Below are 25,259 nucleotides of genomic sequence, written 5' to 3'. Positions count from 1 at the left end.
GTTAGTCCGCGAAAGGATCTTTGACGAGGATCGTGTCCTCGCGCTCGGGCGAGGTCGACAGCATGGCGACCGGGCAGCCGATCAGCTCTTCCACGCGGCGGACATACTTGATGGCGTTCGCCGGCAGGTCGGCCCAGCTGCGGGCGCCGGCGGTGGTCTGGGACCAGCCCGGCATTTCCTCGTAGATGGGGGTGCAGCGCGCTTGCTTGTCCGACGCGGTGGGCAGGTAGTCCAGCCGTTCGCCATCCAGGTCGTAGCCAACGCAGATCTTCAGCGTGTCGAACCCGTCCAGCACGTCGAGCTTGGTCAGAGCGATGCCCGAGATGCCCGAGATGGCGCAGGTCTGGCGCACCAGGCAGGCATCGAACCAGCCACAGCGGCGCTTGCGCCCGGTGGTCGTGCCGAACTCGTGGCCCCGCTCGCCAAGCATCTGGCCATCGGCGTCGTGCAGCTCGGTCGGGAACGGGCCTTCGCCCACACGGGTCGTGTAGGCTTTCACGATGCCCAGAACGAAGCCCGCCGCGTGCGGTCCCATGCCGGTGCCGGTGGGCGCCTGGCCCGCGATCACGTTCGACGAGGTGACATAGGGATAGGTGCCGAAATCGATATCCAGCAGCGCGCCCTGCGCGCCCTCGAACAGGATGCGCTTGCCCTGCGCGCGCTTCTCGCCCAGCACCTTCCAGACCGGCGCGGCGAAGGGCAGGATCTCGGGCGCAACCTCGCGCAGCTTGGCCAGCAGCGCGTCGCGGTCGATGGGCTCGAGCCCGAGCCCGCTGCGCAGGGCATTGTGGTGGACCAGCGCGCGGTCGACGCGCGTCTCCAGCGTCTTGTTGTCGGCCAGGTCGGCCACGCGGATCACGCGGCGGCCCACCTTGTCCTCGTAGGCGGGGCCGATGCCGCGGCCGGTGGTGCCGATCTTGGCCACGCTCGCCTGGTTCTCGCGCGCGCGATCCAGCTCGCCGTGGAAGGGCAGGATCAGCGGCGTGTTTTCGGCGATCATCAACGTCTCGGGCGTGATCTCGACGCCCTGCGCGCGGATCCCCTCGATCTCGGACACGAGGTGCCAGGGGTCCAGCACGACGCCGTTGCCGATGACACTGAGCTTGCCGCGCCGCACCACGCCGGACGGCAGCGCGTGCAGCTTGTAGACCTCGCCGTCGATGACCAACGTGTGGCCCGCGTTGTGTCCGCCCTGGAACCGGGCGATCACGTCGGCCCGCTCGGACAGCCAATCGACGATCTTGCCCTTGCCTTCGTCGCCCCACTGGGCGCCCACCACCACTACGTTGGCCATGTGCCGTATCCTATCATGCGGAAATTGCGTGACTTCCATACAGACCCCTCGCCGCATGGGAAACCCGCAATCGCGCGGGGCCGGTTTCTCGGGGTTGCGGGTTCGCGGCTTGGCCTTTAGATACCGCCTGTCCCTGACCGCGAAGGCCTTTGCCCCATGCAAAATATCGTGCTTGTCGTCCACCTGATCTTGGCGCTGTGCCTTATCGGCGTGGTGCTGCTGCAGCGGTCCGAAGGCGGCGGCCTCGGGATGGGCGGCGGTGGCGGCGCGATGTCCGCACGCGGTGCGGCGACGGCCCTGGGCAAGCTGACCTGGGCGCTGGCCATCGCGTTCATCGCCACCTCGATCACGCTGACGATCATCGCCGCCGACCAGAGCGCCGGAAGCTCGGTCATCGACCGTCTGGGCGGCACGTCCGAGACCGAGGACAGTGCCCCGGCGCCGTCCCTGCCCGATGGCAGCGGCCTTCTGCCGCCCTCGGCCGGCGATGCGCCCGCGCTGCCGCCCCGCGCGGAATAAGGGCCACATCATCCTGCGTCCCTGTTGCGACGGGTCCGCATACCTTGTAATGCTCAAATCCCGTGATGGGGCGATGTCGGATCGCCCCTTAAGCAGGATTTTTGGCCGATCGGGCCACCAGTCACGGGAGTCGTCGGCACATGGCGCGTTACGTATTCATCACCGGCGGTGTCGTCTCTTCGCTGGGCAAGGGCCTGGCCTCGGCCGCCCTGGGCGCGCTGTTGCAGGCCCGCGGGTTCTCGGTGCGGCTGCGCAAGCTCGACCCCTACCTGAACGTCGATCCCGGCACGATGAGCCCGTTCGAACATGGCGAGGTCTTCGTCACCGATGACGGCGCCGAGACCGACCTGGACCTGGGCCATTACGAGCGGTTCACCGGCGTCGCCGCGCGCCAGACCGACAGCGTCAGTTCGGGGCGGATCTATTCCTCGGTGCTCGAGAAGGAACGCCGGGGCGACTATCTGGGCAAGACGATCCAAGTCATTCCCCACGTCACCAACGAGATCAAGGACTTCCTGACCATCGGCGCCGACGAGGTCGATTTCATGCTGTGCGAGATCGGCGGCACCGTGGGCGACATCGAAGGCCTGCCTTTCTTCGAGGCCATCCGCCAGTTCGGGCAGGAACGCCCCCGCGGGCAGTGCATCTTCATGCACCTGACCCTGCTGCCGTGGATCGCCGCCAGCGGCGAGCTGAAGACCAAGCCGACCCAGCACTCGGTCAAGGAACTGCGCTCAATCGGCATCGCGCCGGACGTGCTGGTCTGCCGTTCGGAACGGCCCATCCCCGAGAAGGAGCGCGAGAAGCTCGCGCTGTTCTGCAACGTGCGCCCCGACAGCGTGATCGCCGCCTACGACCTGAAGTCGATCTACGAGGCGCCGCTCGCCTATCACCGCGAGGGGCTGGACCAGGCGGTGCTGGACGCCTTCGGCATCTCGCCCGCGCCCAAGCCGACGCTGGACCGCTGGGACGATGTCGCCGACCGGGTGTTCAACCCCGAGGGCGAAGTGCGCGTCGCCATCGTCGGCAAGTACACGCAGCTCGAGGATGCCTATAAATCCATTGCCGAGGCGCTGACCCACGGTGGGATGGCCAACCGGGTGAAGGTCCGCATCGACTGGGTCGATGCCGAGCTGTTCGAGCGCGAGGACCCCGCCCCTTACCTCGAGAATTTCCACGCGATTCTCGTCCCCGGCGGCTTCGGCGAGCGCGGGACCGAGGGAAAGATCCGCGCCGCCCAATTCGCCCGCGAGCACAAGGTCCCGTATCTGGGGATCTGCCTGGGGATGCAGATGGCCGTGGTCGAGGCCGCGCGCAACCTGGCGGGCATGAAGACCGCCGGCAGCCAAGAATTCGACCACGAAGCGGGCGAGGCCCGGTTCGAGCCGGTGATCTTCCACCTGAAGGAATGGATCAAGGACAACCAGAAGATCGCGCGCGACGTACTGGACGACAAGGGCGGCACCATGCGGCTGGGCGCCTTCGCCGCCAGCCTGAAGGACGGCTCGAAAGTGGCCGAGATCTACGGCAGCCACCGGATCGAGGAACGCCACCGCCACCGCTACGAGGTGGACATCAAGTACAAGGACGCGCTGGAAAACAGCGGGCTGGTCTTCTCGGGCATGTCGCCCGACGGTCGCCTGCCCGAGATCGTCGAGATCAAGGACCATCCCTGGTATATCGGCGTGCAGTTCCACCCCGAGCTGAAATCCAAGCCCTTCGCGCCGCATCCCCTGTTCGCCGATTTCGTGCGCGCCGCCGTCGAGATGAGCCGCCTGGTCTGACCGCCGCCGCCCCGATCACGATTTTCGGGCCGCAGGAACGCGAGCCCGGCGCTGACGTTGTCCCTTCAGATTGCAGCAAGCAAATGGAGAGACGCGATGAGCGAGAACACCATCAAGGGCAAGGTCAAGGACGCGCTCGGCAAGATGAAAGAGGCCGCGGGCGACACCACCGACAACGACAAGCTGAAGGCCGAAGGCCAGGCGGACCAGGTCGAGGGCAAGGCGCAGGAAAGCGCCGGTCACGTCGAAGATGCCGTCGACACCGCGAAGGATTCGGTCACGAGCGACCGAAAGTAAGACAGCGACCGGGGCCGCGCCTTGCGTGGCCCCGCGGTCTGCAACCAAAGGGCGGAACAGGTGTTGGGTCTTCGACCAACTAACGAGGATCCCATGAACGCCCTGATTTCCACAGCGATGATCACCACGACCCTTGCGCTGGCGACCCCCGCCTTCGCGCAGGAAACCGCGCGTCTGCGCGGCGAAGTCACGTCGACCAGCGGCGACACCGTCACGGTGACCACCCAGGGCGGCGACAGCTATGACGTGACCCTGACCGACGACTTCAGCGTTCTGGTCTACGAGTATATCGAGATCGGCGACGTGCGGCAGGGTGATTTCCTGTCGATCCCGTCGACCGAGGGCGAGGATGGCCGCAAGGTCGCCGTCTCGATCAACGTCTTCCCCGAGGCCCTGCGCGGCACGGGGGAAGGCGAAACCGCGTGGGATCTGACCGAGGACAGCCTGATGACCAACGCCACCGTGGGCGAGGTCGTGAACGCGTCGGACGGATCGGTGATCGTGGTCAGCTACAACGGCGAGGACGAGCCGGTGCTCGTCCCCGAAGGCACCCCCATCACCGAGTTCAACATCGCCCCCGACCGCGACCTTGCCGAGGGCGACATGGCGATCCTGTTCGTGACCCAAGAGCCCGACGGCGGGATCAGCGCGAACCTCGCGGGCGTGGCCGAAGACGGGTCGCTCCCGCCCGTCTGATCTTGCCCCACCCCTGGAATGGAAAAGCCGCCCATAGGGGCGGCTTTTTTCGGTCGCGGCCGAGCTTCCTTCGAACATGACGCCATTTCCGACATGGCCTCCGGACGAAATCCTCGAGAGGCCCGCGCGCCTGAAGGCGGCTATGCGGACATTCCGGACCTAATCGCATACTTCCCGGCGTTGTTCTTCGTCGACGATGTAGTCGACCGAACCATCGTCCATGCAGCTATTGATATAGTTGTCAGCACGGATACCTGCGACCACGAAAGTTACAACAAAAGACTAATATCGCTACCATCGTTACCAGCCGCGGAACAACTTTGTTAGCCAATTGAACGCTCCAAAGAGATTATGCAATCATCATAAACCGGCTCTATGTTATCGCGGCAAATGACCCAAGCATATTTGTATTGGCTCAGAGCGGACATTGCGCTCTCGGCCCCAAGCATCCAATCGCATCACGAAATGCAAAAAGCCGCCTCACTGGGCGGCTTTTTCGGTCGCGGCCTTTGGCCGGGTCAGAAATCCAGCGTGATCTGGCGGGTGATACCGACGCGGATGCCGTACTGGTCGCGGTCGCCGGCCTGCACGATCGGGCTGTCGGCGGCGTCGCCGGTCAGACGGTCCCAGGTCACGGCGCCTTCGACGCCCCACTGGTCGTTGATCTCGTAGCTCGCGCCCAACTCGACACCCGCGCTGAGGATACCCCCGTCGGGATCATACGCGGTGAAGCCGCTGGTGCTGGCGGCGGCCTCGGCCGGGGTCACGCCGAAATACACGTCCGAGTACTTGCCGGACCCTACGAAGACGCGCGGCCCGACGCTCAGCGTCAGCCGGTCGCTGGGATGGACCTTGAAGTCGGCACCAAGCTCACCGACCACGGCCTCGTGCCCGATGACGCCATAGCGCACGTCGGCGAAAGCGTCGAAATTGTAAGAACTGTAGCCCAGGCCAAGGCCCAGCTCGACCGAGGCGTCGATGTCGTTCAGGCCCGTCAGCTCGGGGTTGTCGGCATCGTCACGCTCACCGATGTAGCGGAACGATCCGCGCACGCCCAGGCCATAGCTGGGCGAGCCGTCGGCATTGCCGAACTCACGGCCGAACAGGTTGGCATACCCCAGGCGGAAGCCGAAATCGGGGCCCACCGAGTAATCGTCCGATCCGAAATAGTCGGGGTTCACCGCGGCACCGCCGCGCAGCGTGAAGACCAGGTTCGGGGTCGACGGCGCGGGCGCCTGGAACACCGGCTGCGGCTCGGGCGCAGGCAGGCTCAGGTCACCGGCCATGACGGCCGAGGGGCCCATGGCAAGGGCCAGTACGGGGGCAGCGATTCGCAGCATTGGGTCGTCCAAACACACAAGAGTTGAAACCTACCTAGTCCCCGCACCGCGCATTGAACAGGGGCGCGCCGAATTAACACGCGAAAGTGGCCGGGCTTGGCCTTCGTGCAACACGCGCCTATTTCATCCCGCATGTTTGCAGATCTTCTCAAGCGCATGACCGCGCCCGAGCCCGCCCCCCTCGCCGATAGCGATGCCCGCCTGGCCCTGGCGGCGCTCCTTGTCCGTCTCGCGCGGGCCGACGGCGACTACGCCACCGCCGAGATCGCGCGGATCGACCGCACGCTGGCCCATCGCTACGGGCTGACGGACGAGGCCGCGCAATCCCTGCGGGCCGAGGCCGAAACGCTCGAGTCCGAGGCGCCCGACACCGTCCGCTTCACCCGCGCCATCAAGGACAGCGTGGCCTACGAGGATCGCCTGGCCGTGGTCGAGGCGCTGTGGGGCGTGGTGCTGGCCGACGGCCGGCGGGATGAGGACGAGAACGCCCTGATGCGCATGGTGGCCCCCATGCTGGGCGTCAACGACCGCGACAGCAACATGGCGCGCAAGCGCGTCGAGTAACCCCGCGCGGGCCGGGCGTTGCAATCCCGGCGGATTTCCGCCCTACTGCGCCGCGACGCGCAACAGCCCGAGCCCGCCGGACCCCGTGACAGATACCCCCGTTTTCCAGATCCGAGACCTGCACAAGAGCTACGGCGCGCTGGAGGTCCTGAAAGGGGTCGACCTGACCGCGCCGCGCGGCCATGTCGTCTCGCTGATCGGGTCATCGGGGTCGGGCAAGTCCACCCTGCTGCGCTGCGCGAACCTGCTCGAGGACAGCCAGTCCGGCGAGATCTCGTTCGAGGGCGAGCCGGTCAAGTGGCGCGGCACCGGGGCGGACCGCAAGCCCGCCGACCCCCGGCAGGTCACCCGCATCCGCACGAACCTGTCGATGGTGTTCCAGCAGTTCAACCTGTGGGCCCACATGACCATCCTGCAAAACGTGATGGAAGCGCCGGTCACCGTGCTGCAACGCGACCGCGCCGAGGTCGAGGAGGCCGCGCGCGGCTATCTCGCCAAGGTGGGCATCGGCGACAAGTGCGACGTCTACCCAGCGCAACTGTCGGGCGGCCAGCAGCAGCGCGCCGCGATCGCGCGCGCCCTGTGCATGGAGCCGCGCGCGCTCTTGTTCGACGAACCCACCTCGGCGCTGGACCCCGAGCTCGAGCAGGAGGTCATCCGCGTGATCCAGGGGTTGGCCGAGGAAGGCCGCACCATGATCATCGTGACCCACGACATGGGCCTGGCCCGCGATTGCTCGGACCACGTCATCTTCCTGCACCAGGGCCGGATCGAGGAGGAAGGCGCGCCGTCCGAGCTGTTCGGCAACCCGAAAAGCGAACGCCTGCGCGGTTTCCTGTCCTCAACCGCATAAATCCTGCCCGATTTGGCCGCGAAAACGGCCCCGCAGGGCAGTTTCCCTTGCGGCACCCTTGCAAAAATCACGCACCCGCACGATTTTGCGGCGGTCAAGGGCCGACCACAGGCCCGTCGAATCCGATCAATGGGAGATACCCGCATGAAAACCATCCTGACCGCCACCGCCGCGCTCGCGCTCGGCACCGGCATGGCGCTTGCCGCCGAACACAGCGCGACCGTGCGCCTGGGCACCGAGGGCGCCTATGCCCCCTACAACTTTCTCGACGACGACGGCGAAGTCGCAGGCTTCGAGCGTCAACTGGGCGACGAGCTCTGCGCGCGGGCCGAGCTGACCTGCGAGTGGGTCACCAACGACTGGGATTCGATCATCCCGAACCTGGTCTCGGGCAACTACGACGCCATCATGGCCGGCATGTCGATCACCGACGAGCGGGACGAGGTCATCGACTTCTCCGATCCCTACACCCAGCCCGATCCGTCGGTCTACGTCTCGACCATGGACGACGTGGATGTCGAGAACGCGGTCGTCGCGGCGCAGTCCGGCACGATCCAGGCCGGCCACGTCGCCTCGATGGAGGGCGCGACCCTGGTCGAATTCGCCACCCCCGAGGAAACCGTCGCCGCCGTGCGCAACGGCGAAGCCGACGCGGTGCTGGCCGACAAGGCGTTCCTGATGCCCATCGTCGAGAACGAATCCGAGCTGTCGGTCGTGGGGGACGACGTCCTGCTGGGCGGCGGCATCGGCATGGGCTTCCGCGAAAGCGACGGCGAGCTGCGCGAGAAGTTCAACGCCGCGATCCAGTCCATGAAGGACGACGGGTCGCTGAACGCGCTGATCGAGGAATGGCTGCCCGACGGCGCGACGTTCTGAGATTGCTTCGCCCCGGGCGCGCCCAAACCCGCGCCCGGGGCATGACCGCGCCCCGACCGGGCGCCCGGCCCAGCGGGACGTCGACATGCACCGAAGCCCCACATCCCACAGCCCCGCCGCCCGACCGGCGCCGCAGCGTGGGCCCCGCTGACCATGTTCGCCTATTGCACCGACCCCGCATCGCTTGACGGCCTGGCCTGGCTGGCCTGCTACCTGACCACCGGCAAGCACATGGCGTTCTACGCCTCGTTCGGCACGGTCATGCTGCTGCTGGCCGTCACCGCGCCCACCGCGCTCCTGTTCGGCTTCGGCGGCGCCGTCGCGGCCCGCGCGCGCTTCCTGCCGGTGCGGATGCTGGGCAAGACCTATATCGCGATCGTGCGGTCCGTGCCCGACATTGCCTTCTTCCTGTTCTTCGTGATCGCGCTGGACCAGGGGCTGGAATACCTGCGCCTGCTGGCGCTCTGCCCCGACTGGGACCAGCCGGTGCGACAGGGCAATGATTTCGTGGTGTGCAGCGCCGCCAAGCTGCCCTCGAACAGCGCCCCGCAATGGGTGCACGAGGTCTACGGCTTCCTGCTGGCCATGTTCACCTTCGCCATCGTCTTCGGCGCCTTCGCCGCCAACGTGCTGTTCGGCGCGATGATGGCCGTGCCGCGCGCGCAGATCGAAACCGCCGAGGCCTACGGCATGACCCGCGCCCAGACCTTCCGGCGCATCCTCGTGCCGCAGATGTGGGTCTACGCCCTGCCCGGCCTGTCGAACCTGTGGATGGTCCTGGTCAAGGCGACGCCGCTTCTGTTCCTGCTGGGGGTCGAGGATATCGTCTACTGGGCGCGCGAGCTCGGCGGGTCGGTCACGCCGCGCTTCTCCGACTATCCCCACAGCGACTGGCGCGTCTGGTACTTCTTGGCGCTGCTGGTCTTCTACCTGCTGCTGACCCGCGTGTCCGAGATCGTGCTGGAACGGCTGATGAAACGGCTGACCTTCGGCCAGGCCACCACCGGGGGGATGGCGGCATGAGCTGCGTCGAGACCATCGCCGACTACGCCCTGCGCTCGATCGGCTTCGGCGAGCGGCTCCTTCCGCGCGAGGGATACACCCTCTGCCAGCAGTTCACCCTGATCGGCTCGGGGATGATCTGGAACATCTATTTCGGCGTGCTGGCGCTCTGCTCGGGCTTCGTGCTGGCCGTGGCGCTGGCGGTGGGCAAGGCGTCGGCCAACCCGCTGTTTCGCAAGCCGGCCGAATGGGTCATCTTCGTCTTCCGTGGCTCGCCGCTCTTCATCCAGTTCTTCTTCGCCTACCTGCTCTTTCTCAGCCTCAAGAACAGCTACCCGTTCTTCGGTGCCTTCACCGCCGCCTGGGCCGGGGCGCTGGTTGTGCTTTTCCTGAACACCGCCGCCTACTCGGGCGAGATCTTCTACGGCGCGCTGCGCTCGATCCCCCGGGGCGACATGGAGGCGGCCGAGGCCTATGGCATCACCGGCTGGAACAAGTTCCGGCGCATCACCTTCCCCACGATGCTGCGCCTGGCCTGGCCCGCCTACACGAACGAGGCGATCTTCCTGTTCCACGCAACCACGCTTGTCTTCTTCTCGGGCTTCCCTGCGTGGCAACAACGGGGCGACGCGCTCTATTACGCCAACTACTTCGCCGACAAGACCTTCAACCCGTTCGTGCCCTACCCGATCCTGGCGTTCTACTTCATCCTGCTGACGCTGAGCGTGGTGGGGCTGTTCGCACTGGCCTCGCGCCGTCTGAACCGTCACCTGCCGCGCGAGGCCCGGCAGAAACTGCGCCTGCGCCCGAATTTCCTGCGCTGACGCCGGGCGCCTCGCGCGTCAGCCGCATCACTGGTCCTCAAGTACTCCGGGGTCCGGGGCAGAGCCCCGGTCCGGCGCTCAATCGCCCAGCACCGCGCCCGGGTTCATGATGCCCGCCGGGTCCAGCGCGTCCTTGATCGCGCGCATGGCGGCCAGTTTGGCCGGATCGCCGTAGCGGCGCATCTGCTCGACCTTCAGCCGGCCGACGCCGTGCTCGGCCGAGAACGATCCGCCGCGCTCGGCCACCGCGTCGTCGACGATCCGTCGCAGGTCCGCCGCGCGGTCGCGATACTCGGCCTTCGACCGGCCCTCGGGCGGGAACAGGTTGAAATGCAGGTTGCCGTCGCCCAGGTGACCGAAGCAGTTGATGCGCAGCTCGGCCGCGGCATGCAGACGTGCGCCGCACGCCTCGATGAAGCCCGGCACCTCGGACAAGGGCAGCGAGATGTCGTTCGACGCGATCGCGCCGGTGCGCTTGTTGGCCTCGGGGATGGTCTCGCGCACGGCCCAGAGCTCGTGGCGCTGCGCCTCGGACTGGGCGATGACACCGTCACTGACCTCGCCCGCCTCGAACCCGGCCTCGAACAGCCGTTCCAGCTGGCCCGCCGGATCGCCACCCTCGGGCAGGCCCAGATCCACCAGGACGCACCAGTCCGGGATATCGTCGAAGGGCTGGCGCACCGGCAGCGCGTGGTCGCGCAGGAACCGCAGCCCCTGCCCCGAGATCAGCTCGAACGCCGACACGCCGCCCATGGCCTGCGCCCGCGCCAGCAGCGACAGCGCCGCGCGGGGGCCATCCACCACCAGCATCGCCGTGCCCTCGGCGCCCGGCTGCGGGAACAGCCGCAGGCTGGCCGCCGTGATGACGCCCAGCGTGCCCTCGGCGCCGATCAGCAGGTTGCGCAGGTCGTAACCGGTATTGTCCTTCCTGAGCCGCCGCAGCCCGTGCAGGATCGACCCGTCCGGCAGCACGGCCTCCAGCCCCAGGCACAGCTCGCGCGCGTTGCCGTAGCGCAGGACGTTCACGCCCCCCGCGTTGGTGGCCAGCAGCCCGCCCATGCGCGCCGTTCCTTCCGAGGCCAGCGACAGCGGGAACAGCCGCCCGGCGTCGCGCGCCGCGGCCTGTACGTCGGCCAGGATCGCGCCCGCCTCGGCCACCAGCACGTTCTCATCGGGATACACGGCGCGGATGGCGTGCATCCGTTCGAGGCTCAGCAGGATCGGCGCGGCGTTCGGCAGGGTCTGGCCGCCGACAAGGCCGGTGCCGCCACCCCAGGGGACCACCGCTACACCGTGATCTCGGGCGAAGCGGATGACTTTCGCCACCTCTTCGGTGTCGCGCGGCGCGACGACGGCGCCCGCGCTGCCCTGCCACGTGCCCCGCGGCTCGCACAGGTAGGCGTCCGAGACCTCGCGCAGCGCGCCAACGGAAATCTGCCCGGCCAGCGCGTCGCGCAGGTCGGGCGTCAGGGGGCCACCGGTCATTCCGCGCGGAGGAAGGACGGTCGCAGGACCACCACCGTCGGCCGGTCGGGAAGGTTGCGCAAGCTGACCTCCATGGACGAGGTGTCGCGCAGGTCCACGTCGAAATCCTGCGAGATATCGTCGAGGAACCGGCCCAGGGTCATCGGTCCGAACCAGTGCATGGGGATCACGACCGAGGATCTCAGCCGCTTCAGCGTCTCGACCATCCTGGGCAGGTCCAGCGTCATGCCGCCATCGACGGCCGCCATGACTACGTCCAGCCGGCCCAGCGCGGCGAATTGCGCGTCGTCGGGCTTGTGGTGCAGGTGGCCCAGGTGGCCGATACAAAGACCCCCGACCTCGAACACGAAAATCGAGTTGCCGTACTTCTCGACCCCGGTGCCGCGGCGGATGTCGGTGGGCACGTTGCGCACCCGCATCTCGCCCAACATCATGTCGTGCAGGTTCGGCTCGAGGCTGTCGCCCCAGCCCTCCAGCAGGTTGGGGATGCGCGGGTCGGGCCGGACGGTCCAGTGGCTGGAATGGGCGTGGTTCATGGTCGCCACATCGGGCACCAGGTCCACGCCGCCGATGAACCCGTTGTAATCGGTCACCGCCGAGGTCCCGTCGGGCGCCTGGATCAGGAACATGGAATGGTCGATATAGGTCAGCCGCACGGTATAGGGGTCGCCGATCGGTTCGCGCCAGCTGGCCTTGTGCAGGTACTCGATCCCCGGCGCCGCATCGGCGATGGCGATGCAATGGCTGGGCATGCGGTCCTGTGCGGCCGCCAGGGACGGCACGGCAAGGGCGATCAAGGCAAGTGGAAGAAGTTTTCGCAAGGTGGTCTCCCCTTCCTGAGGTTCCGCAACGTTAGCACGCCCGGCGCACAGGTCACCCGGTAGCGGCCTTGCCCGCCGCTTCACAATCGCGCGGGCGGATCGGCGGGCGCTTCACGGCGCCACCAGGATCTCGCCCACCACTTCGATCCCGTTCTCGCCGTCGCGGATCAGCAGGACCTCGCCCGACCGGGTGCTCTGGCCGGTGAGATCACAGATGTTCACCTGGTGGCTGACCATCATCAGCCGCCCGTCGGTCTCGGCGATGATCTCGCGCATCCGCCGCGTCTGCGCGCCGCTGTCGCCGCGCCCGGCGAAGGTGGAGTTCAGCGCCGCCTCCTCGACCACCGGGCCCGCCTCCAGCAGCTCGGCCGTTTCGCGGCTGCGGCACCACTGGCTGGTGAGCACCCGGTCGAAACGAATACCGCGTTCGCGCAGGGCGGCACCCAGCCGGCGCGCCTGGTCGCGGCCCCGCTCGTCCAGGGTCCGCTGGGTGCTGCAATCGCCCAGCGTGAAATTCGCCGGGTCCCCGGTGCCGGGGGCCAGCGCGTGCCGCATGATCGCCATGACCCCGGGCTCGGACAGACGATCCCAGTCATTGGCGGACGCCGACATCGGCGCGGCCAGGCACAGGGCGATCAGGACGGAGCGAAGCAAGGTCATGGCGGGCGCAGCGGCTGTTGCAGTTGGCCGGACAGTTAGGGCCGCCGCCCCGCCCGACCAGACCTAGCCGGCGGCCGTTTTGCCGCGGCGGTCGGCGCGCAGGTTGGCGTAGAGCACGTGGTTCCGCCACCGCCCCGCGATCTGGAGATAGCTTTGCGCGACGCCCTCGTATTTGAAGCCCGACCGCTCCAGCACCCCGCGCGAGGCGACGTTTTCGGGCAGGCACGCGGCCTCGACCCGGCTCAGGTCCATCTTGTGGAAGGCATGGTGCACCAGGGCGATGATGGCCTCGGACATGAAGCCCTGCCGCGCGAAGGGGGCCCCGATCCAGTAGCCCAGCGTGCCCGACTGCGCCGGGCCGCGCCGGATATTGTCCAGCGTGATGGCGCCCGTCAGCATCCCGTCCTCGCGGCGGATCAGGAACAAGGGCACCGCCGTGTCCGCCGCGATGGACCGCTGGGCCCAGTAGACGCGGTTGGTGAAGCTCTTGCGCGTCAGATGGTCGGCGGCCCAGACAGGCTCCCACATCTGGAGGAAATCGGCGCTGTCGCGGCGCAGGTCGGCCCAGGCGCGGAAATCGCCGTGCTGCGGCGGGCGCAGGGTCAGGCGATCCGTCTGGATCGCGAATTTCCGTTTTCGACCCAGCATCAACCGGCCAGACGGGCCTGCAGATCCTGCAATACCGGGGCCCGGTCGATGGGACCGTAGAGCGCCATGGCGGCTTGCGACCGGGAGATCATGTTCGTCGCGAACTCGCGCACGTCACCGGCGGTGACCGCGTCGATCCGCGCCACGGTCTCGTCGATGTCGGGCACGCGGCCCCAGATCGCCACGAGCCGCGCCAGGCGCTCGGCCCGGGCCGAGGGGCTTTCCAGCCCCATGAGCAGACCTGCCTTCATCTGGGCGCGGGCGCGGGCGACCTCGACCGTCGTCATGTCGTCGGCCGCGCGTTTCAGCTCGTCTATGGTGACGTCCGCCAGGGCGTCGATCTGGTCGGGCGAGGTGCCGGCATAGACGGTCATCATGCCGCCATCCTCGTAGGCGCCGGCCTGCGCGAAAATGGAATAGCACAGGCCCCGCCGTTCCCGCAGTTCCTGGAACAGGCGCGAGGACATGCCGCCGCCCAAGGCGCTCGACAGGACCTGCGCGGCGTAGAAGGATTCGTCGCGATACCCCGGCGCGTCGAAGCCGAGGGTGAAATGCACCTGCTCCAGCTCGCGCGTTTCGCGACGCTCGCCGCCCTCGAACCGGGCGGGCGCGGCATCGGCATTGGCGCGCGGGATCATGTGGCCGAAGGTTTCCTCGGCGAAGCGGACGATGGCGTCGTGGTCGACCGCGCCGGCCGCCGCGACGATCAGACGGTCGGGACCGTAGCGTTCGGCGACGAAGCCCGACAGATCCGTCCGGCCGAAACCGCGCACCTTGTCCGAGGGGCCGAGGATCGACCGGCCGATGGGCTGCCCGGGATACGCGGCCTCCTGCAACCAGTCGAAGACGATGTCGTCGGGCGTATCCAGCACCTGCCCGATCTCCTGCAGGATGACGCCGCGCTCGATCTCGATCTCGCGCTCCTCGAAGATCGGGTTCAGGACTATGTCGCTGATCACGTCCAGCGCCAGTGGCACGTCGGCGGCCAGCACCCGGGCGTAATACGCCGTCATCTCGCGCGAGGTGTAGGCGTTGATATAGCCGCCCACGTCCTCGATCGCCTCGGCGATTTGCAGGGCGTTGCGCCGCTCGGTGCCCTTGAAGGCCATGTGTTCCAGGAAATGGGCGATGCCGTTCTGCTCGGGGCGTTCGTGCCGCCCCCCGGCATTGACCCAGATGCCGACGCTGGCCGATTGAAGGCCCGGCATGGGTTCGGTCACGACGCGCAGGCCGTTTTCGAGCGTATGCAGTTGCGGGGTCATTTCAGGCGATCCTCGATCAGCGCTTCGATCGCGGCGACGTCGTTGTCGATGCGCGTCAGCCGCTCGTCGCGGTCGAACAGGTCGGCCATCCGGTCCGGCAGCGCCGGGCGCCCGCCTGTGGCGGCCTCGACCGCGTCGGGGAACTTGGCGGGATGGGCGGTGGCCAGGGTGATCATCGGCGTGCGGCTGTCGCCCAGATGCTCCTCGGCCACCTTGACGCCGACGGCGGTGTGCGGGCACAGCACCTCGCCGGTGCGGGCGTGCATGGCGCGGATGGTGGCGGCGGTCTCATCCTCCGAGCAGCGGCCCGAGCCATAGATCTCGCGCAGGGCCTCCAGCGCGCCCTGGCTGACAGGGAAACCGCCGGCGTCGCGTAGCTCGTCCATCAGCTGAGACACGGCGGCCCCGTCCCGGCCATAGGCCATGAACAGCGCGCGCTCGAAATTCGAGCTGACCTGGATATCCATGGACGGGCTGATGGTGGGCGACACGCCGTCCTTGCGATGCTCGCCCGTGGCAAGCGTGCGGTGCAGGATGTCGTTGCGGTTGGTGGCGATCACCAGCCGTTCGATCGGCAGCCCCATCTGGCGCGCGATGTAGCCCGCGAAGATGTCGCCGAAGTTGCCCGTGGGCACGGTGAAGCGCACGGGCCGCGCGGGCGCACCCAGCGACAGAGCGGACGAGAAGAAATAGACCACCTGCGCCAGCACCCGCGCCCAGTTGATCGAGTTGACGGCCGTCAGCCCGACCCGGTCGCGGAACGCGTGGTCGTTGAACATGGCCTTCACCGCCGCCTGGCAGTCGTCGAAATCGCCGTCGACAGCCAGCGCGTGGACGTTGGCCTCGGACGGCGTGGTCATCTGCCGGCGCTGCACGTCACTGACGCGACCGTGCGGGTAGAGGATGAAGCATTCCACGTTGTCCAGCCCGCGGAACGCCTCCATCGCCGCCGACCCGGTATCGCCCGAGGTGGCGCCGACGATGGTAATGCGCTCGCCCCGGCGGCGCATGGCGTCCTGGAACAGCTGGCCGATCAGCTGCATGGCGAAATCCTTGAACGCCAGCGTCGGCCCGTGGAAAAGTTCGAGCAGGTGATGGTTCGGACCGAGCTGCACCAGCGGCGCGCGCGCGTCGTGGCCGAACCCCGCGTAGGCCGCGTCGATCAGGGGTTTCAGTCGATCCTCGGCCAGCCCCGTGAAGGGCTGCATGATGCGCAGCGCGATCTCTTCGTAAGGCCGCCCCGCCATGGCGGCGATGGCGTCTTGATCCAGCGTCGGGATGTGATCGGGGACGTAAAGACCACCATCGCGGGCCAGACCCGCCAGCATCGCGCCTTCGAAATCAAGCTCGGGGGCCTGCCCCCTGGTCGAGACATACTGCATCGGCAACCTTCAGTTGGTGGACCTTGCCATACGCCGAAGCAGAAGCAGTGTCATCCCCGCCCAGATCGCGGCCAGGGAAAACCAGGTGATGGCGTATTGCAGGTGATCGTTCGGGATGCCTTCGCTGGTGATGGGCAAAGGCAGGATATCGGGATGGACCCGCGCGTTGGCGACCACGAGCACGAAGTCGGTGTTGAGCGTTGCGGCCATGGTCGGCAGGTCACGGGCGAACCAGATATTGTCGTCCAGGTCCGGATCGGGTGTGAAGCCGTCGACCTCGTCCGGCCAGAGCAGGTTGCCCGTCACGGTGAGCGTGTCGCCCAGATCGGGGATGTCGCTGCCGGGCGTGGCCGGCACGGCGCCCGCGTCCAGCAGGACGGCGCGGCCATCGGGCAGGTCCAGCGGATAGATCAGGCGGTAGGCCGGGCCAAGCTCGGCGGTGGTCACCAGCACCCGGATCGCGGCATCGCGGGGCTGGCCGGTGAGCGTGACCGGTTGGTACTCATCGGCGGCCTCGGAGACGTTCCGCGGCAGGGGTTCGGCCGGTCCGGCGATGCGGGCGTCGATGCGGGCGAGGATATCCTGTTTCCAGGCCAGCCGCTGCACCTGCCAGATCCCCAGCCCCAGCAGCAGCGCCAGGCCCGCCACGGCAAACACACCGAAACCGATCATCCGCACGCGAGTCGTCCGGGCCATTGGCCTTCCCCTGTCTGCAAAAAAGGGCGCTGCAAGCGCGCCCTTTCGTCGTTCGTTTCAGGACCGGCCCGCCCTGCCGAAACAGGCATCCGGGCCGGTGCAGGGCGTCAGGAGCCCCAGATGTAGATCGACGCGAAGAGGAACAGCCACACCACGTCGACGAAGTGCCAGTACCAGGCGGCGGCCTCGTAGCCCACGTGCTTCTCGGGGGTGAAGTGACCGGCCCGCGCCCGCAGGTAGCAGACGAACAGGAAGATCGTGCCGATGATCACGTGCGCGCCGTGGAAACCCGTCGCCATGAAGAAGTTGGCGCCGTAGATGTTGCCCGAGAACCCGAAGGCCGCGTGGCTGTATTCATAGGCCTGGAACACCGTGAAGATCAGGCCCAGCACCACGGCCAGGAGGGTGCCGTTCATCAGGTCCTTGCGGTTGTTCTCGTGCACCAGCGCGTGGTGCGCCCAGGTCGCCGCCGCGCCCGAGCACAGCAGGATCAGCGTGTTGATCAGCGGCAGGTGCCAGGGGTCGAAGGTCTCGATCGAGGGGGGCGGCCACTGGCCTTCGCTGAACGTCTCCATCGGGTACATGGCGTGCTTGAAGAACGACCAGAACCACGCGGCGAAGAACATGACCTCGGACATGATGAACATGATGAAGCCATAGCGCAGGCCGATGCGCACGACGGGCGTGTGGTCGCCATCGCGGCTTTCGGCCACGACGTCCGACCACCAGCCGAACATGGTGTAGGCCACGACGGCCAGCCCGATGAAGAACATCCAGGGGCTGTCATTGGCCATCCACAGCACGGCGCCGAACAGCATGATGAAGCCGCCGACCGCGCCGATGAACGGGTAAAGCGATGGCTGCAGGATATGGTAGTCGTGGTTCTTTTCGTGCGCCATGGGCGGTCCCTCGGGTTTGGCTTCGGCTTAATTCAGGTCAAGCGCGGCCTGCTCTTGCGGCAGGTCGATCTGGTAGAACGTGTAAGACAGCGTGATGTGATTCACAAACTTGGCGTCGCGGTCGTCGACGATGGCGGGGTCGACGTAGAAAGTCACCGGCATCTGCACCCGCTCGCCCGGCTGAAGGACCTGCTCCTCGAAGCAGAAGCAGTCGATCTTGGTGAAGAAGTTCCCGGCATCGTAGGGCGCCACGTTATAGGACGCGCTGCCCGCGATGGGCTCGTCCGTGGGGTTGTAGGCTTCGTAGAAGGCCAGCCCCGTCTCGCCGATCTTGAGCGTGACCTCGGTCTCGACCGGCTTGAACTCCCACGGCATGCCGCGTTCCAGCGAGCCGTCGAAGCGGATGGTGATCTCGCGGTCCAGCACCGTGTCGGCCCCGGCCTCGGCCGTGTTGGTCGCGCCGCCGTAACCCGTGACCCGGCAGAACCAGTCGTAGAAGGGCACCGACGCCCAGGCCAGGCCACCCATGACCAGCACGAGCCCGAGGGTCTGCGCGACCGTCTTCGTCTTGCCGTCCATCTTCATTGCGTCACCGCCGCGCCGGGCACGTTGGCGTTGTCGAACCCGTCGACGGCGCCGATCTGTTCGACTTTCACCACGGTCAGCCCAAAGATGATCGCGATGAATCCCGCCAGGACCAGGCCGACCCCGACATTGCGGGATTTGCGACGACCGTGAAGTTCGTGTTCCGCTTGGATTGCCATCAGATGATACCCCCCGCGCGCAGGGCCGCATCGGCCAGCAGCGCGCCGAAATGGATGAACAGGTACAGCAGCGAGAATTTGAAGAACGCCTTCTCGACCGCGAAATTGTCGGCCTCGGCCATGTCCTCGTCCCGGCGCGAGATTTCCCACGCGCCCTTCAGGAACCAGGCGTTCAGCGCGACGGCGGCGACAAGGTAGACCGGGCCGCCCGCGGACGTGAAGCCCAGCCAGACGGCGAAGGACGCCAGGATCGCGGTGTAGGCCAGGATGTGACGGCGTGTGGACCGGCGGCCGTGGGTCACGGTCAGCATCGGCACGCCCGCGTCGTCGTAGTCGCTGCGCATGAACAGCGCCAGCGCCCAGAAATGGGGCGGCGTCCACAGGAAGATCAGCGCGAACATCAGCACCGACTCGAGGCTGACCGACCCGGTGGCCGCGACCCAGCCGATCATCGGGGGGAACGCCCCCGCGGCCCCGCCGATCACGATGTTCTGCGGCGTCGAACGCTTGAGCCACATGGAGTAGACGACGGCGTAGAAAAAGATGGTGAAGGCCAGCAGGCCGGCAGCCAGCCAGTTGGTGGCCAGCCCCAGCATCAGCACCGAGAAGCCCGACAGGGCCAGCCCGATGGCCAGCGCCTCGCCCCCCGACACGCGGCCCGACGGGACCGGCCGCCGCGCGGTGCGCTTCATCACCGCGTCGATATCGGCATCCCACCACATGTTCAGCGCGCCCGAGGCCCCGCCTCCAACGGCGATGAACAGGATGGCGCAGAAGGCGACGAATGGGTGCAGCGACACGGGCGCGACCAGCAGACCCACCAGCGCGGTGAACACCACGAGGGTCATCACGCGCGGCTTCAGAAGGGCGAAGTAATCGCCGAATTCTGCCTCGCGCTCGGGCGTGTGGACTGAGATGTCGGCCATGGGTGCACTCCTTGCGTCCCGGCGCGACCCCGCCGCGCCGGGATCGCTGGATCAGTTCGCGGTTTCGTCCGCGCCGTCTTCGGCCGCCGCGTCATCGGCGGCGTCGTCGGTCGTCCCTTCTTCAGAAGCAGCGTCGTCGGCCGCCGGTTCCTCGGAAGCGGCGGCCTCGGCGGGCGCCTCCTCGGCAGCGGCGTCGTCACCGCCCTCGGCCGGGGCCTCGTTCGACGTGGCGGCGTCGGCGTCACCCGCCTGCTCGGCCATCGCGGTTTCGCGCGGGGTGCCGCCGTATTCCTCGATCGAGCGGTCCAGCCAGGCCTCGTATTCCTCTTCGCTGACCACCTTCACGGTGATCGGCATGTAGGCGTGCGCGATACCGCAGAGCTCGGAGCACTGGCCGAAATAGATGCCTTCCTCTTCGGCCTCGAACCACAGCTCGGCCAGGCGGCCGGGGATCGCGTCCTGCTTCACGCCGAAGGCGGGCACGGTCCACGAGTGGATCACGTCGGCGCCGGTGACCTGAACCACGATGGTCTGGCCCACGGGAACCACCATCGCGGTGTCGGTCGCCAGCAGGAATTCATCCTGGGTGTAGCCCGCCTCTTCCAGCTGGGCGACCACCTCGGGCGACATGCGGTTGTCGCCGCCGGTCGCGGGCGAGCCGATCATGTAGCTGTCGAAGCTGAAGTCGTGGTCGGGATAGGTGTAGCCCCAGTACCACTGGTAGCCGGTCGCCTTCACCGTCACGTCCGCCTCGGGAATTTCCTGCTGGTTGAACAGGATCGGCAGCGAGAAGGCGCCGATGAACACCAGGATCACGATCGGCACCACGGTCCACGCGATCTCGATCGGCGTGTTGTGGGTAAAGGTCTTGGGATCCTTGTTGCGGCGGTGATTGTACTTGACCAGCACGATCCCCAGCAGCGCGACGACGAACAGCGTGATCGCCGTGATGATGACCAGCAGCATGCCGTCGAGCCAGTGCACGTCCTCGGCCAGCGAGGTCGCGGCGGGCTGGAAGCCCATGGCGCCGGGCGTCGGCTTGCCGATCACCTCGAGATCCTGACCGACCTCCTGCGCGCGGGCGGCGAAGGCGGAAAAGGCGGCGGTTGCGGCTGCGGTGATCGTTAAGGCTATGCGCATCGGCTTGTCCTGTCAGGCTACGACGTGCAGGCGTCGCCGCGGACCCTGTCGGGTGCGCGCGCTCCGCCCGCTGGAATGTTGCCGTTTAAAACCATATTACCGCACAGGGAACAAGCCGCAGGCTTGCGGCATCCCGTCACCCGATCGCCAATAATGACGCGGATCCCGTGCATTTTCCCGCAGAAGGAGCCCCTCCGTGACCGACGCCCCCTTTCGCCCCCTCGGCGACCGAATCGACGAAGACGCCGCGCGCCGCCACCTGCGCACCGCGCTGGACGGCGCCGACGATGGCGAGATGTTCTTCGAGCGCAAGCGTTCCGAGGTTCTCAGCTTCGATGACGGGCGGGTGCGCAACGCCAGCTACGACGCCTCGGAAGGCTTCGGATTGCGGGCCGTGCGGGGCGAGACCTCGGGCTACGCCCACTCGACCGAGTTGAGCGAACGGGCCTTGCTGCGGGCCGTGGAAACGGCGCGGCTGGCGGTGGGCGACGGCGGCGGCGTGGCGGCCGACGCGCCCGCGCAGACGAACCGCAAGCTCTATACCGACGCCGACCCGGTCGCGGGGGCCGAGTTCTCTGTCAAGCTGGACCTATTGCGCGAGATCGACGCCTTCGCGCGGGGGCTGGACCCGCGCGTCGTGCAGGTGACCGCGACCCTTGCCGCGTCGTTGCAGGAGGTCGAAATCCTGCGCGTCGAGGGCATCCCGCTGCGCGACGTGCGGCCCATGGCCCGGCTGAACGTGTCGGTCATCGTCGAGGAGGACGGCCGTCGCGAGTCGGGCGGCATGGGCGGCGGCGGCCGCACCGGGCTCGAAGGCCTGATGGCGCCCGAACACTGGCAGGGCCTGACGCGCGAGGCGCTGCGCATCGCGCTGGTCAACCTGCGCGCCGAACCGGCCCCCGCCGGCGTCATGGACGTGGTCCTCGGACCCGGCTGGCCCGGCATCCTGCTGCACGAGGCCATCGGCCACGGGCTGGAGGGCGACTTCAACCGCAAGAAATCCTCGGCCTTCGCCGGGCTGATGGGGCAGCGCATCGCGGCGCCCGGCATCACGGTGCTGGATGACGGGACCATTCCCGACCGGCGCGGCTCGATCACCATCGACGACGAGGGCACGCCCTCGGGCAAGAACGTCCTGATCGAGGACGGCGTTCTCGTGGGCTACATGCAGGACCGGCAGAACGCGCGCCTGATGGGCGTCGCGCCCACCGGCAACGGGCGGCGCGAAAGCTATGCGCACCCGCCCATGCCGCGGATGACCAACACCTACATGCTGGGCGGCGACGCCGACCCGGCCGCGATCCTGGCGGACCTGAAGGACGGGATCTACGCCGTCGGCTTCGGCGGGGGGCAGGTGGACATCACCAACGGCAAGTTCGTGTTTTCCTGCACCGAGGCCTACCGCGTGAAGAACGGCAAGGTCGGCGCGCCGGTGAAGGGCGCGACGCTGATCGGCGACGGGGCGACCGCCCTGCAGAAGATCCGCGCGGTGGGCAACGACATGGCGCTGGACCCGGGGATCGGGAACTGCGGCAAGGCGGGCCAGTGGGTGCCCGTGGGCGTGGGCCAGCCGACGCTGATGATCGGCGGGCTGACGGTGGGCGGTTCCGCTGCGTCCTAGGCCTGCCGCGCCCCGTCATCCGGGAAATTCGTCACCGTCCGCGTCGCGGCTCGAATGCCGCTTGACGCGGACCCGCCGCCCTGCGCAACACTGTCGCAGCATGGTGCCCCGTCGGGCCGCGTCAGAAGCCGCGGCAAGGGGGCTGAAATGGGAATGCGGACACGGGGGACCCATACCGGGCCCCGTCAGACCGCAGCCGCCCCCGCGACTGTACGCGGCGAGCGCGCGCCGATCACGCCACTGGGTCCGCACGGACCCGGGAAGGCCGGCGCAAGCGACGACCCGCAAGCCAGGAGACCAGCCATGCACCGGGCGCCTCGGCACCCGGCCTGCTGAACGGACGGGGTGTTCCGGGGATGGGGAAGGACGCGACGACACCGCCCGCGCCCCCCTTGTTGCCAGACCCCCCTTTCAAAACTGGGATCCGAAAGGGGACAACGACATGAAAAAACTGATTTCGACCGGGGCCCTGGCCCTCGCCGCCACGCCCGCGCTGGCCCACCACCCGCTGGCCGGGATGGAGATGACGACCTTCGCCCACGGGCTGCTTTCGGGCGTGGGACACCCGGTGCTGGGCTTCGACCACCTGTTCTTCGTCGTGGCCGTGGGCCTGGTCGCCGCGTTCACCGGTCACCTGCGCACCGCGCCGCTGGCCTACCTGGGCGCCATGGCCGCCGGCGTGCTGTTCACCGTCGCGGGCGTCGCCCTGCCGCTGGCCGAGGCGGTCATCGCCGTGTCGCTGCTGGCGCTGGGTGCGGTGGCTCTGTCGGGCCGCAAGGTATCGCACGGGGCCGCGCTGGCGCTGTTCGCGGGCTTCGGCCTGTTTCACGGCGCGGCCTTCGGCGGCGCGATGGCCTCGGCCGAGGCGGGCGCGACCATGGTCGTGCTGCCGGGCTACCTGCTGGGCCTGGTCGCGGTGCAGTACCTGATCGCGCTGGCCGCCGGTGCGCTGGCCCTGCGCGTGGCCGACAACGCCGCCGCGATGCAGCCGCGCCTGGCGGGCGCCCTGGTCGCCGGCATGGGCCTGTTCCTGACGCTCGAGACGGTCGAGGGCGCGACCCTCACTGCGCTCGGCTGGGGCTGATCGCCCCTTGAAGACCACGCGCGCGTCCCGTAGCGGGGCGCGCGATTTTCCCGTTCAGCAAGGCCGTTCAAATGCCCGCAAAGATTCCCGCCACCATCGTCACCGGCTTTCTCGGCGCGGGTAAGACCACGCTGATCCGCCACCTGATGCAGAACGCCGAAGGCCGCCGCATCGCGCTCATCATCAACGAGTTCGGCGACCTCGGCGTGGATGGCGGCATCCTCAAGGGGTGCGGGATCGAGAATTGCAGCGACGACGACGTGATGGAGCTGTCGAACGGCTGCATCTGCTGCACCGTCGCCGAGGATTTCGTGCCGACGCTGGAAAAGCTGCTGGCCCGCGACCTTCCGCCCGATCACATCGTGATCGAGACCAGCGGCCTCGCCCTGCCCCAACCGCTGGTGCAGGCGTTCAACTGGCCCGAGATATCCACCCGCGTCACCGTCGACGGGGTCGTGACGCTGGTCGACGGCAAGGCCGTGGCCGAGGGGCGGTTCGCCCATGACGTCTCGGCCGTGGACGCCCAGCGCGCCGCCGACGACAACCTCGACCACGAAACGCCGCTGTCCGAACTGTTCGAGGACCAGATCGCCTGCGCCGACATGATCGTGGTCAACAAGACCGACCTGCTGGAGCCGATCGAGGCCAAGGGCCTGGCCGATCGCCTGCGCGCCGAGGCACGGGCCGGCGTGCAGGTCGTCACCACGTCGATGGGCGTCCTGCCCTCGGCGGTGCTGCTGGGCCAGAACGCCGCCGCCGAAGCCAGCGTCGACGCCCGCGCCGCGCACCACCACCATCATCATCACGATGACGACGACCACGACGATCACGATCACCACCACCATCACGACCATGACCACGACGAGTTCGAGTCGTTCACGGTCGAGCTGGGCGAGATCTCGGACCCGGCGGCGTTCTCGGAAAAGGTCGCCGACACGATCCGCGCCCACGACATCCTGCGGCTGAAAGGCTTCGCCACCGTCACCGGCAAACCCATGCGCCTGACGATCCAGGCCGTCGGCCCGCGCGTCGACAGCTATTACGACCAGCGCGCCACCACCCGCGAAACGCGGCTGGTGGTCATCGGCCAGGCCGGGCTCGACCGCGCCGCCATCACGGCGGCGCTGCAGGCGGCGTGACCCTAGTCGTCGGACTTCTTCGCGTGGCCCTCGGGCCCGCGGACGTTCTTCGGCCATTCCTCGTCGATGGCGATGGCCTCGTTCCCCGTGGGCGGCTTGTCGAACTTGGTCTTGCCTTTCGCCTTGTCCTCGTGGGCGGGGCGATCGGTGCGCTTTCCGTTATCGTCGGTCATGATCGTGTCTCCTTTGCCCTAGGAACTGGAGCGCGGATCCATGTTGACGATTGAAAAATCGCATCCGCGTCAGCCCGACGCGGCGGCGCTGCTCGACGCGAGCCAGGCGATGATGCGAACGCTGTTCTCGCCCGAACAGAACCATTTCCTGTCCCACGACGCGCTCGCCGCGCCCCACGTCACGCTGTGGCGGGCCCGCGACGGCGACGCGGCGCTGGGCGTGGTGGCGCTGGCCGACATGGGCGACTACGGCGAGGTGAAATCGCTGTTCGTGACCGACGCGGGCCGTCGCCGGGGCGTGGCCCGCGCCCTGATGCGCGCCGCCGAGGACCTGTCGCGCGACCGCGCGCACACGCATCTGCGGCTGGAAACCGGGACCGGGCTGGACGCCGCCGTGGCACTTTACCAATCGCTCGGCTTCACGATATGCGGCCCGTTCGGCGCCTATGGCCAGGACGGGTCCGACATTTCGGCCAGCATCTTCATGGAAAAACCGCTGGAGCCCTGACG

At 67.8% G+C, this 25,259-nt stretch carries 27 protein-coding genes, 1 pseudogene and 1 riboswitch; of the genes and pseudogenes, 13 read left to right on the top strand and 15 right to left on the bottom strand.

The genetic code is table 11. The annotated features are described in order from the left end of the window. Window position 1: 1 nt before the first annotated feature. Window positions 2-1,294 carry an adenylosuccinate synthase gene (locus BUB76_RS09560; protein ID WP_073128553.1) on the bottom strand — a complete coding sequence of 431 codons (1,293 nt, stop codon included), beginning with the start codon at window positions 1,292-1,294 and terminating at the stop codon, window positions 2-4. A 156-nt stretch (window positions 1,295-1,450) separates the two neighbouring features. Between BUB76_RS09560 and secG the strand changes: the two genes are divergently transcribed. The 4 genes from secG to BUB76_RS09540 all read left to right on the top strand — a co-directional run bounded on the left by secG (window position 1,451) and on the right by BUB76_RS09540 (window position 4,590). Continuing rightward, the gene (gene secG, locus BUB76_RS09555; RefSeq protein ID WP_073128552.1) at window positions 1,451-1,813 is read left to right on the top strand and encodes a preprotein translocase subunit SecG; all 363 of its coding nucleotides are present in this window, start codon (window positions 1,451-1,453) and stop codon (window positions 1,811-1,813) included. Window positions 1,814-1,953: 140 nt separating this feature from the next. Next, window positions 1,954-3,597, top strand: coding sequence for a CTP synthase (gene pyrG, locus BUB76_RS09550; RefSeq protein ID WP_073128551.1), 1,644 nt, complete (start codon window positions 1,954-1,956; stop codon window positions 3,595-3,597). Between the two features lie 96 nt (window positions 3,598-3,693). Continuing rightward, window positions 3,694-3,894, top strand: coding sequence for a CsbD family protein (locus BUB76_RS09545; RefSeq protein WP_073128550.1), 201 nt, complete (start codon window positions 3,694-3,696; stop codon window positions 3,892-3,894). Window positions 3,895-3,987: 93 nt separating this feature from the next. Then, on the top strand, window positions 3,988-4,590 hold the full coding sequence (locus BUB76_RS09540; protein WP_073128549.1) for a hypothetical protein: 603 nt from the start codon (window positions 3,988-3,990) through the stop codon (window positions 4,588-4,590). A 518-nt stretch (window positions 4,591-5,108) separates the two neighbouring features. On the opposite strand, the gene BUB76_RS09535 is transcribed toward BUB76_RS09540, so the two are convergent. Continuing rightward, window positions 5,109-5,930 (bottom strand): MipA/OmpV family protein, encoded by an 822-nt coding sequence (locus tag BUB76_RS09535; protein WP_073128548.1) that lies wholly within the window; start codon window positions 5,928-5,930, stop codon window positions 5,109-5,111. Between the two features lie 132 nt (window positions 5,931-6,062). Between BUB76_RS09535 and BUB76_RS09530 the strand changes: the two genes are divergently transcribed. The 5 genes from BUB76_RS09530 to BUB76_RS09510 all read left to right on the top strand — a co-directional run bounded on the left by BUB76_RS09530 (window position 6,063) and on the right by BUB76_RS09510 (window position 10,049). Next, window positions 6,063-6,494: a tellurite resistance TerB family protein gene (locus tag BUB76_RS09530; RefSeq protein ID WP_073128547.1), complete on the top strand. Its 432-nt coding sequence runs from the start codon at window positions 6,063-6,065 to the stop codon at window positions 6,492-6,494. An 85-nt stretch (window positions 6,495-6,579) separates the two neighbouring features. Continuing rightward, on the top strand, window positions 6,580-7,347 hold the full coding sequence (locus BUB76_RS09525) for an ABC transporter ATP-binding protein (protein WP_073128546.1): 768 nt from the start codon (window positions 6,580-6,582) through the stop codon (window positions 7,345-7,347). A 144-nt stretch (window positions 7,348-7,491) separates the two neighbouring features. Next, the gene (locus BUB76_RS09520) at window positions 7,492-8,223 is read left to right on the top strand and encodes a transporter substrate-binding domain-containing protein (protein WP_073128545.1); all 732 of its coding nucleotides are present in this window, start codon (window positions 7,492-7,494) and stop codon (window positions 8,221-8,223) included. A 153-nt stretch (window positions 8,224-8,376) separates the two neighbouring features. After that, window positions 8,377-9,246 (top strand): ABC transporter permease, encoded by an 870-nt coding sequence (locus BUB76_RS09515; RefSeq protein ID WP_073128544.1) that lies wholly within the window; start codon window positions 8,377-8,379, stop codon window positions 9,244-9,246. Continuing rightward, window positions 9,243-10,049: an ABC transporter permease gene (locus BUB76_RS09510; RefSeq protein ID WP_073128543.1), complete on the top strand. Its 807-nt coding sequence runs from the start codon at window positions 9,243-9,245 to the stop codon at window positions 10,047-10,049. Before BUB76_RS09515 ends, BUB76_RS09510 begins: the two co-directional genes overlap by 4 nt. Before the next feature lie 78 nt (window positions 10,050-10,127). Here the strand turns inward: BUB76_RS09510 and BUB76_RS09505 are convergent, their stop codons facing one another. The 12 genes and pseudogenes from BUB76_RS09505 to coxB form a co-directional block, all read right to left on the bottom strand. Then, window positions 10,128-11,534 (bottom strand): FAD-binding oxidoreductase, encoded by a 1,407-nt coding sequence (locus tag BUB76_RS09505; protein WP_073128542.1) that lies wholly within the window; start codon window positions 11,532-11,534, stop codon window positions 10,128-10,130. Continuing rightward, a complete protein-coding gene (locus BUB76_RS09500; RefSeq protein ID WP_084140617.1) occupies window positions 11,531-12,286 on the bottom strand; it encodes an MBL fold metallo-hydrolase in 756 nt (251 codons plus the stop codon). Before BUB76_RS09500 ends, BUB76_RS09505 begins: the two co-directional genes overlap by 4 nt. A gap of 180 nt (window positions 12,287-12,466) precedes the next feature. Beyond that, complete coding sequence (locus BUB76_RS09495) at window positions 12,467-13,015, bottom strand: histidine phosphatase family protein (protein ID WP_084140612.1); 549 nt, start codon at window positions 13,013-13,015, stop codon at window positions 12,467-12,469. Between the two features lie 63 nt (window positions 13,016-13,078). Next, entirely contained in the window at window positions 13,079-13,663 is a 585-nt protein-coding gene (locus BUB76_RS09490) for a GNAT family N-acetyltransferase (RefSeq protein ID WP_073128540.1), read from the bottom strand. Continuing rightward, window positions 13,663-14,925 (bottom strand): M16 family metallopeptidase, encoded by a 1,263-nt coding sequence (locus BUB76_RS09485; protein ID WP_073128539.1) that lies wholly within the window; start codon window positions 14,923-14,925, stop codon window positions 13,663-13,665. The genes BUB76_RS09490 and BUB76_RS09485 overlap by 1 nt, the downstream gene beginning before the upstream one ends. Then, window positions 14,922-16,307 (bottom strand): threonine synthase, encoded by a 1,386-nt coding sequence (gene thrC / locus BUB76_RS09480; RefSeq protein ID WP_073128538.1) that lies wholly within the window; start codon window positions 16,305-16,307, stop codon window positions 14,922-14,924. Before thrC ends, BUB76_RS09485 begins: the two co-directional genes overlap by 4 nt. 9 nt (window positions 16,308-16,316) lie before the next feature. Next, the gene (locus tag BUB76_RS09475) at window positions 16,317-17,003 is read right to left on the bottom strand and encodes an SURF1 family protein (protein WP_073128537.1); all 687 of its coding nucleotides are present in this window, start codon (window positions 17,001-17,003) and stop codon (window positions 16,317-16,319) included. A 107-nt stretch (window positions 17,004-17,110) separates the two neighbouring features. Further along, window positions 17,111-17,902, bottom strand: a complete 792-nt coding sequence (locus BUB76_RS09470; protein WP_073128536.1) for a cytochrome c oxidase subunit 3 — start codon at window positions 17,900-17,902, stop codon at window positions 17,111-17,113. 27 nt (window positions 17,903-17,929) lie between these two features. Then, window positions 17,930-18,487, bottom strand: a complete 558-nt coding sequence (locus BUB76_RS09465) for a cytochrome c oxidase assembly protein (protein WP_073128535.1) — start codon at window positions 18,485-18,487, stop codon at window positions 17,930-17,932. Further along, window positions 18,484-18,666 (bottom strand): cytochrome c oxidase system small membrane protein, encoded by a 183-nt coding sequence (locus BUB76_RS09460; protein ID WP_073128534.1) that lies wholly within the window; start codon window positions 18,664-18,666, stop codon window positions 18,484-18,486. Before BUB76_RS09460 ends, BUB76_RS09465 begins: the two co-directional genes overlap by 4 nt. Continuing rightward, window positions 18,666-19,592 (bottom strand): heme o synthase, encoded by a 927-nt coding sequence (gene cyoE / locus BUB76_RS09455; protein ID WP_073128533.1) that lies wholly within the window; start codon window positions 19,590-19,592, stop codon window positions 18,666-18,668. The genes BUB76_RS09460 and cyoE overlap by 1 nt, the downstream gene beginning before the upstream one ends. A 276-nt stretch (window positions 19,593-19,868) precedes the next feature. Then, window positions 19,869-20,732: pseudogene (gene coxB / locus BUB76_RS09450) on the bottom strand (cytochrome c oxidase subunit II); the annotation flags it as partial. A gap of 196 nt (window positions 20,733-20,928) precedes the next feature. Between coxB and tldD the strand changes: the two are divergent. The 3 genes from tldD to cobW all read left to right on the top strand — a co-directional run bounded on the left by tldD (window position 20,929) and on the right by cobW (window position 24,576). After that, complete coding sequence (gene tldD, locus BUB76_RS09445; RefSeq protein ID WP_073128532.1) at window positions 20,929-22,353, top strand: metalloprotease TldD; 1,425 nt, start codon at window positions 20,929-20,931, stop codon at window positions 22,351-22,353. Window positions 22,354-22,437: 84 nt separating this feature from the next. Then, a riboswitch (cobalamin riboswitch) is annotated at window positions 22,438-22,673 on the top strand. 122 nt (window positions 22,674-22,795) lie between these two features. Beyond that, the gene (locus BUB76_RS09440; RefSeq protein ID WP_073128531.1) at window positions 22,796-23,437 is read left to right on the top strand and encodes a HupE/UreJ family protein; all 642 of its coding nucleotides are present in this window, start codon (window positions 22,796-22,798) and stop codon (window positions 23,435-23,437) included. A 71-nt stretch (window positions 23,438-23,508) separates the two neighbouring features. Next, window positions 23,509-24,576, top strand: a complete 1,068-nt coding sequence (gene cobW / locus BUB76_RS09435; RefSeq protein WP_073128530.1) for a cobalamin biosynthesis protein CobW — start codon at window positions 23,509-23,511, stop codon at window positions 24,574-24,576. A 2-nt stretch (window positions 24,577-24,578) separates the two neighbouring features. Here cobW and BUB76_RS17925 read toward each other — a convergent pair whose 3' ends face one another. After that, the gene (locus BUB76_RS17925) at window positions 24,579-24,749 is read right to left on the bottom strand and encodes a hypothetical protein (protein WP_175550290.1); all 171 of its coding nucleotides are present in this window, start codon (window positions 24,747-24,749) and stop codon (window positions 24,579-24,581) included. A gap of 40 nt (window positions 24,750-24,789) precedes the next feature. Between BUB76_RS17925 and BUB76_RS09430 the strand changes: the two genes are divergently transcribed. Continuing rightward, window positions 24,790-25,257, top strand: coding sequence for a GNAT family N-acetyltransferase (locus BUB76_RS09430; protein ID WP_073128529.1), 468 nt, complete (start codon window positions 24,790-24,792; stop codon window positions 25,255-25,257). Window positions 25,258-25,259 lie beyond the last annotated feature (2 nt).

The sequence above is a fragment of the Palleronia salina genome, assembly GCF_900141995.1.
Taxonomy (GTDB): Bacteria; Pseudomonadota; Alphaproteobacteria; order Rhodobacterales; family Rhodobacteraceae; genus Palleronia; species Palleronia salina.
Note: the sequence above shows the minus strand (reverse complement) of the source record. Positions and strands in the feature narration are given on the sequence as shown.

Coding starts and splice junctions, on each gene's coding strand:
- BUB76_RS09460 (WP_073128534.1), bottom strand. CDS start 18,666: ATGGCAATCCAAGCGGAACACGAACTTCACGGTCGTCGCAAATCCCGC.
- BUB76_RS09465 (WP_073128535.1), bottom strand. CDS start 18,487: ATGAAGATGGACGGCAAGACGAAGACGGTCGCGCAGACCCTCGGGCTC.
- BUB76_RS09430 (WP_073128529.1), top strand. CDS start 24,790: ATGTTGACGATTGAAAAATCGCATCCGCGTCAGCCCGACGCGGCGGCG.
- thrC (WP_073128538.1), bottom strand. CDS start 16,307: ATGCAGTATGTCTCGACCAGGGGGCAGGCCCCCGAGCTTGATTTCGAA.
- BUB76_RS09500 (WP_084140617.1), bottom strand. CDS start 12,286: ATGCCCAGCCATTGCATCGCCATCGCCGATGCGGCGCCGGGGATCGAG.
- secG (WP_073128552.1), top strand. CDS start 1,451: ATGCAAAATATCGTGCTTGTCGTCCACCTGATCTTGGCGCTGTGCCTT.
- pyrG (WP_073128551.1), top strand. CDS start 1,954: ATGGCGCGTTACGTATTCATCACCGGCGGTGTCGTCTCTTCGCTGGGC.
- BUB76_RS09535 (WP_073128548.1), bottom strand. CDS start 5,930: ATGCTGCGAATCGCTGCCCCCGTACTGGCCCTTGCCATGGGCCCCTCG.
- BUB76_RS09540 (WP_073128549.1), top strand. CDS start 3,988: ATGAACGCCCTGATTTCCACAGCGATGATCACCACGACCCTTGCGCTG.
- BUB76_RS09530 (WP_073128547.1), top strand. CDS start 6,063: ATGTTTGCAGATCTTCTCAAGCGCATGACCGCGCCCGAGCCCGCCCCC.
- BUB76_RS09485 (WP_073128539.1), bottom strand. CDS start 14,925: ATGACCCCGCAACTGCATACGCTCGAAAACGGCCTGCGCGTCGTGACC.
- BUB76_RS09490 (WP_073128540.1), bottom strand. CDS start 13,663: ATGCTGGGTCGAAAACGGAAATTCGCGATCCAGACGGATCGCCTGACC.
- BUB76_RS17925 (WP_175550290.1), bottom strand. CDS start 24,749: ATGACCGACGATAACGGAAAGCGCACCGATCGCCCCGCCCACGAGGAC.
- BUB76_RS09515 (WP_073128544.1), top strand. CDS start 8,377: ATGTTCGCCTATTGCACCGACCCCGCATCGCTTGACGGCCTGGCCTGG.
- BUB76_RS09560 (WP_073128553.1), bottom strand. CDS start 1,294: ATGGCCAACGTAGTGGTGGTGGGCGCCCAGTGGGGCGACGAAGGCAAG.
- cobW (WP_073128530.1), top strand. CDS start 23,509: ATGCCCGCAAAGATTCCCGCCACCATCGTCACCGGCTTTCTCGGCGCG.
- cyoE (WP_073128533.1), bottom strand. CDS start 19,592: ATGGCCGACATCTCAGTCCACACGCCCGAGCGCGAGGCAGAATTCGGC.
- BUB76_RS09475 (WP_073128537.1), bottom strand. CDS start 17,003: ATGGCCCGGACGACTCGCGTGCGGATGATCGGTTTCGGTGTGTTTGCC.
- BUB76_RS09545 (WP_073128550.1), top strand. CDS start 3,694: ATGAGCGAGAACACCATCAAGGGCAAGGTCAAGGACGCGCTCGGCAAG.
- BUB76_RS09470 (WP_073128536.1), bottom strand. CDS start 17,902: ATGGCGCACGAAAAGAACCACGACTACCATATCCTGCAGCCATCGCTT.
- BUB76_RS09510 (WP_073128543.1), top strand. CDS start 9,243: ATGAGCTGCGTCGAGACCATCGCCGACTACGCCCTGCGCTCGATCGGC.
- BUB76_RS09505 (WP_073128542.1), bottom strand. CDS start 11,534: ATGACCGGTGGCCCCCTGACGCCCGACCTGCGCGACGCGCTGGCCGGG.
- BUB76_RS09440 (WP_073128531.1), top strand. CDS start 22,796: ATGAAAAAACTGATTTCGACCGGGGCCCTGGCCCTCGCCGCCACGCCC.
- BUB76_RS09495 (WP_084140612.1), bottom strand. CDS start 13,015: ATGACCTTGCTTCGCTCCGTCCTGATCGCCCTGTGCCTGGCCGCGCCG.
- BUB76_RS09520 (WP_073128545.1), top strand. CDS start 7,492: ATGAAAACCATCCTGACCGCCACCGCCGCGCTCGCGCTCGGCACCGGC.